The following is a 6,000-nucleotide window of genomic DNA, read 5'->3' as shown; positions in this document are numbered from 1 at the left end:
AGCCACGGGAGCACGAGCTCGGCGCGGTTGTGCCCGGGGTCGCCGCCGGGCACGAACACGTGGTCGATGCGCGGCAGCTTCACGAAGAGCGCCTCCAGCGAGTCGAGTGTCTTCGCTCGCAGGGCCGCGTCGTTCAGGTCAAAGTCGGCCGGCGCCCAGATCCAGTAGTCGAGGTCGTACCGCGCGCACACGCGGCTGATGGCGACGTTCATCTCCTCGCGCGGGAGCGGGAAATGCGGGCTGACGCGCGTGTCCTGGAACGGGATGTTCTCGATGCTGTTCACGCCGAGCAGCGCGAGTTCGCGCGCGTACCGGTCGTAGCGGGCCTCGTCCCACGCGTCGTACGTGTTGGAGTGGTGGCGATAGCCCAGCTGATGGCCGCGGATCGAGTACGCCGGCGCGCTCGCCACGTCCATCGTCGCCGGGATGCCGCGAGGGCCAGCGGTGGCGCCCGGCGTCCAGCGCAACGCGCGCAGCACCTCGCCGACGCCGAAGAGGGCGCCGCGACCGTCGGCGCCGAGCACCCACACGACGGTGCCGCGCGCCTCGCGCGTGACCGTCACCTGGAAGCCTTCTGCCGCCCGGCCGGCGTCGCGCCGTGGCGGCGCTGCGGGCGCCCCGGGCCAGGGTGCCGCGCCGCTCCCCGACGCGATCGCGATCGTCACGGTCGACGAGGCCGGCCAGGTGGTGACCACCGGCATCCGGACGCCGAGCCGTCGTTCGATCTCCTCCACCAGCACGTCGGCCGCCGCGCGCTCGGCCGTCGGCCGCGGGTCGGGCCTGACCACGACGGTCGCCTTCGAGAGGTCGACGAGATCGGCGGCAACGCCGGCGCGCGCGAACGCGAGTGACACGACGAGACAACCGAGCAGCACACGAAGGGGACGCGACACGAGGGCTCCGGGTCAGGACACGGGAATGCGGCCGGCGAGGAAGTCGCGGGCCACCTGGTCCGGGCGTTGGCGGAGAGCCTCGGCCCGGTAGTTCATCTCGCGCATGTGCGCGGCGGTGATGCGGCCGGCCAGTCCGTCGAGCACGGCGCGCAGCCTGGGCTCACGCAGGAGCGCCTCCGCGCGCGCCACAGGCACGGCATCGTACGGCGGGAAGTAGTGCCGGGAGTCCTCGAGCGCGACCAGGTCGAGCGCGCGGATCAGCCCCGACGTTGCGTCGCCCGCGATGAGATCCACCTGCCCGGCGGCCAGCGCACGATACGTCAACGACAGGTCCATCGCCCGCGGCGGCTCGGCCAGCGCGATGCCATACGCGCGCGCCAGCCCCGCGAAGCCGTCGGGCCTGTCGAGGAACTCGTACCCGAACGCGGCGCGCCAGCCCGGGGCCTCGCGCGCGGCATCGTCGATCGTCCGCAGCCCCTTGGCGCGGGCGTCCTCTCCCCGCACCAGCATCGCGAAGGTGTTGTCGAAGCCGAGCGGCGCGAGCAGCGCGCGCCCGGTGCGGGCGTAGGCGTCGCGGACCGCGGCGGTCACGGCATCGCGCGATCCCCCAATGGGCTGGTTGAAGACGGCCGTCAGCGCCGTGCCGGTGTACTCCACGTACACGTCGATGTCGCCCGACAGCAGGGCGCGGTCGCAGATCAGCGTGCCGCCGAGGTTGAGCTGCCGCCGCACGCGCACGCCCTCGCGCTCGAGTGCCTGCGCCACGATCTCGCCGAGCACCAGCTGCTCGCCGAAGTTCTTCGAGCCGACCACCACCTCGCGCCGCGGCAACGACGCGACAGCCACCCACGCACCGGCAGCCAGCAGCACCAGGGCGATCGTCGCGATGTGTCGTCGACGCAGATGCACCTGGCGGTCTCGCCGCTGCAGGCGACGCTGCGCCAGCCACAGTGCGGCATCCACGCCGAGCGCGAGCAATGCGGCGGGCACCGCGCCGGCCAGAATCACCGTGGTGTCGACCATCGCGAGGCCACGGTAGATGTACTCGCCGAGCCCACCCGCGCCGACGGCGGCGGCAATGGTCGCCGATCCCACCGCCACCACGGCCGCCAGGCGCAGCCCCGACACGATGGACGGCACGGCGAGCGGCAGCTCGACCTGCCACAGCAACTGACGTGGCGTCATGCCCAGCGCGACGCCGGCCTCGCGCACGGTCCGGTCGATGCCCGTGATGCCGGTGATGGTCGTGCGCAGGATGGGGAGCAGCGCGTACAGGGTGAGTGCGACGATGGCGGTGCGCGGCCCCACGCCGCCGATGAAAGGCAGGGGCAGCAGGAACCCGAACATCGCGAGGCTCGGGATGGTCTGCACGGCGTTGGCGATGGCCACGAGCGGCGCGCCGACCCGCGGGCGGTGCGCCGCGGCAATCCCGAGCGGCACGGCGACGGCCGCGGCGACCAGGGTCGATACGCCCGCCAGCAGGACATGCTGGCCAAGCAGGGCGAGGAGTTCGGCGCGATGCGCCAGCCAGAAGCGAATGACGTCCACGGCGTCAGCGGTCCTTCCGCAGCCGAGCATCGCGCAGCGCGGCGATCACCGGGTCGTCGGCGTGATCGAAGGCAGCCGCTGCCACGCACGCCTGCAGCCGCCCATCGTCGAGGATGCAGACGCGATCGCTGAGGAGGAGGGCTTCCTCGACGTCGTGCGTCACGAGCAGGATGGTCTTGCGGAGCTGCTGCTGCAGCCGGGCCATCTCCTGCTGCAGCTCGGCGCGCGTCAGCGGGTCGAGCGCCCCAAACGGCTCGTCCATCAGCAGCACGGGCGGATCCACCGCCAGCGCGCGCGCCACGCCCACGCGCTGCCGCTGCCCGCCCGACAACTCAGACGGCCACCGCGTCGCGAACGTGCGCGGCGGCAGCCCCACCATGTCGAGCAGCACCCGCACGCGCGCCTCGATCTCGTGCGGCGCCCAGCCCTCGAGCTCGGGCACGATGCCCACGTTGCGGGCCACCGTCATGTGCGGGAACAGGCCGCCATCCTGCAGCACGTAGCCCGTGCGGCGGCGCAACCGGATGGGGTCCCACTCGCGCGTGTCGGCGTGCTCGACGATGACGCTGCCGCGCGTGGGGAGGAGCATGCGGTTGACCAGGCGGAGCACGGTCGACTTGCCAGCGCCACTGCGCCCGAGGATCGACACCACCTCGCCCGGCGCGATCGCCAGCGACAGCCCGTCGAGGACGGGCGTGCCGTCCTCGTGGCTGAACGAGACGCCCCGGAAGTCGACGGCGACGGCAGACACGGGTGGCGCGGGCGGCTCAGTCGTTGGACTGCCGCGCGATCTCGCCCGCGTGCCGCTGGATGCGCGCCACGGCCTCGATCACGTGGTCCATGTCCTCGCGCGGGCCGAGGAGCATCGTCTGCGTGAGCCACACGGCCTGCTCGCACAGGCGATCGTTCTGCGGCGTCCGGGTGCGCTCTTCCCAGGCCTTCATCGCGGGCGCGCCGTAGATGCGCTGGTACGCCGTGCCCGCGAACGTGGCCGCGAGGAACGGCTCCTTGTTGAGCGGCGAGTAGCCGCCGCTGGCCGGCACGCCCTCCGCCTTCAGCGCCTTGAGGAAGCCGGCGCGCGTGAGGCCGCCGAACGACGCGGCGTCGTACCGGAACATGTAGAGGTGGTACGCGTTGCGCGTCACGCCCGGGTACATCCGCGCAGGCGTGATGCCGGGGATCTGCAACAGGCCCTTCGTGAGGTACGCGGCGTTGGTCTCGCGGCGCGTGGCCTGCGCCTCGAGGCGCGTCATCTGCGCGAGCAGTAGCGCGGCCTGGAACTCGGTGAGGCGCAGGTTGAGGCCCGTGTGGCGGTACGAGAAGTCGGTGCCCGCATCGCCTCGGCCGTTGTTGTGGAAGGCGAACGCGCGGTCGGCCAGTGCCCTGTCGCTGGTGATGATCGCGCCGCCCTCGCCGCTGTTGAGGTTCTTGCTGGCCTGGAACGAGAAGCAGCCGGCGCGGCCGACGGTGCCGACGTGCCGCCCCTTCCACTGCGCGAGGTGCGACTGGCAGGCGTCCTCGATGACGGCGATGTTCCTGGGGCCCGCCGTGGCGAGGATGGTGTCCATGTCGGCCACCGAGCCCCCGAGGTGCACCGGCAGGATCAGCCGCGTCTGCGGCGTGATCGCCGCCGCGATCTTCGTGGCGTCGATCTGGAACGTCTCGATGTCGGTGTCGACGAACACCGGCAGCGCGTTGAGCGCGAGCACGGCGTTGACCGTCGCGACGAAGGTGTACGGCGGCACGATGACCTCGTCGCCGGCGCCGATGTCCATGGCCGCCAGGACCGTGAGGAGCGCCGACGTGCCGTTGGCCGTCGCGAGGCAGTGCCTCGCGCCCGTTGCCGTCGCATACGCGCTCTCGAAGGCCTTCACCTGCGAGCCGCCGCCTCGTCCCCAGCGCCCGCTCTTGAGCACCGAGACGAGCGCCTGCTCCTCGCGCGCGTCCTGCACGGGCCAGCTCGGGAAGGCGGCCGTGCGCACCGGCGTGCCGCCGAGGACGGCGGGCTTGCCGGTGGGCGCGGGCACGCGCGTGACGGCGCCCTGGGAGGCGCCCTGCGACGCGGCCTGACCGGACTGGCTGGTGACGAGCGAGACACCGCCGGCAGCGACGGTGCCGAGGAACGTGCGACGAGCGCGGTTGATGGTCATCGTGTTTGCCTCAGCAGGCGCTCCAGCGCCTCGAAGATGCGATCCTCGACGGTGGCGTCGAACGGGCCCGGCCGACCGTAGTACAGCAGCGCGCCGCCGCCCTCGTAGCCGCCTTCCTGCAGCACCCGCCGCGAGGGCACGTAGCCGAACACGTCGTTGGCGTAGCCGACCGGCCACACGTGATCGTCGGGATGCTCACGCCGCAGGCGCAGCGCGTAGTCGACGACCACCTCGCCGCCGAGGGCGACGAGCGTGATCGCGCGCCCGAACCGCCAGACCTGCAGCGGGATCGGCTGGCTGGCCGGCAGCTTGCCGTCGCGCGCCCTCATGGTGTCCATCAGCTGCGCGTGGCGCGCTACGTACGGGTCGGCGAGCCCGAAGCGCTGCTTCCACTCGTCGGGCGACAACGCCTTCTCGAAGGGCAGCTCGACGAACTCGAGGGCCGCGCGCGTGTCGCCGGTGATCGGCGGCAGGCTGCCCATGGCACCCGTGACGGCCTTGGCGAGCGCCCGCCCGTGCTGCTCGACGTCTGCCACCGTGCCGCGGGGCTTCGGGTTGATGTCGGCGCCGCAGCCGGTCATGAACAGCGCGGTGACGCCGGGCTGCGCCGCTTCGATCGCCGCCTGGGCCACGCCCGCGTAGTCGCCGTGCCACTCGACGTTGCTGGCCTGCAGGGTGGTGTTGTGACAGGCGTAGCTGAAGAGGATCGCGCGGGGCGTGCCGCCGACGTCGACGCGCAGCAGCGGCACGCGGTGGTCGACGGGTCCCTCGGGCGTGTACTGCACCCGGCGGTTCGCCCCAAAGCCCGTCGTCGTCTCGCCGGCATGCAGCGTCGCCGGCGCGAGCGCCTTGAGCGCTGCGCCCACCACGTCGACGATCTGCCCCTCGAGCCAGGCGGTATAGGCCTCGATATCGGCGATCTGCCGTGGCGTGACGTCGTAGGCCACGAGCAACTGCGTGTCGACCACGGGCCCGCTGTGCGTGTGACTCGACGCGAGCAGCAGTCGCTCGCGCGGCACCTGATACCTGGCTCGCACCGCAGTGCCGATCCGTGCCGCCATGGCCCCGGTCACGCCGAGCAGGTCCAGCGTGACCACCACGAGGCGACGCCCGCGTGCGTCCTCGATGGCGAGCGCCTTGGCATGGAGCGGCTGCGCGGTCCCCTGCGCGGGCTGTGTGCGGGCGGCAAAGCCCGCCATCCACAGCGAGGTCTTCGGGGTGATGTCGACGGTGGCCACGCCGGCGCGCCAGCCGGCCGCGTCGACGCGCCACGGGCGCAGCGCGGCCACGGCCGCGGCAGTCAGGAAGGCTCGGCGATGGAGGGACACGGTTGCCGCGGATTGTACAAGGGACGAAGGGGGGACGGGGATGCCAAGGGACCAGGGACAAGGGGACGAGTCACAAGGGAG

Annotated in this window: 4 protein-coding genes and 1 pseudogene; all 5 read right to left on the bottom strand. The window is 72.5% G+C overall.

What is annotated here, in order from left to right; all coding sequences use genetic code 11:
* Positions 1-893: pseudogene (locus tag ACIRDX_RS09180) on the bottom strand (hypothetical protein); the annotation flags it as partial.
* A 12-nt stretch (positions 894-905) separates the two neighbouring features.
* Positions 906-2,441, bottom strand: coding sequence for an ABC transporter permease/substrate-binding protein (locus ACIRDX_RS09175; RefSeq protein WP_396625115.1), 1,536 nt, complete (start codon positions 2,439-2,441; stop codon positions 906-908).
* A 4-nt stretch (positions 2,442-2,445) separates the two neighbouring features.
* The gene (locus tag ACIRDX_RS09170; RefSeq protein WP_396625114.1) at positions 2,446-3,192 is read right to left on the bottom strand and encodes an ATP-binding cassette domain-containing protein; all 747 of its coding nucleotides are present in this window, start codon (positions 3,190-3,192) and stop codon (positions 2,446-2,448) included.
* Between the two features lie 16 nt (positions 3,193-3,208).
* Positions 3,209-4,591 carry a DegT/DnrJ/EryC1/StrS family aminotransferase gene (locus ACIRDX_RS09165; protein ID WP_396625113.1) on the bottom strand — a complete coding sequence of 461 codons (1,383 nt, stop codon included), beginning with the start codon at positions 4,589-4,591 and terminating at the stop codon, positions 3,209-3,211.
* Positions 4,588-5,919, bottom strand: a complete 1,332-nt coding sequence (locus ACIRDX_RS09160; protein ID WP_396625112.1) for a neutral/alkaline non-lysosomal ceramidase N-terminal domain-containing protein — start codon at positions 5,917-5,919, stop codon at positions 4,588-4,590. The genes ACIRDX_RS09165 and ACIRDX_RS09160 overlap by 4 nt, the downstream gene beginning before the upstream one ends.
* Between the last annotated feature and the right edge of the window lie 81 nt (positions 5,920-6,000).

It is taken from the genome of Luteitalea sp. (assembly GCF_044337415.1).
In the GTDB taxonomy this organism is placed as follows: domain Bacteria; phylum Acidobacteriota; class Vicinamibacteria; order Vicinamibacterales; family Vicinamibacteraceae; genus Luteitalea.
The sequence above is the reverse complement of the archived record's forward strand: the minus strand, read 5'-3'. Positions and strand labels throughout refer to the sequence as shown.

Coding starts and splice junctions, on each gene's coding strand:
- ACIRDX_RS09165 (WP_396625113.1), bottom strand. CDS start 4,591: ATGACCATCAACCGCGCTCGTCGCACGTTCCTCGGCACCGTCGCTGCC.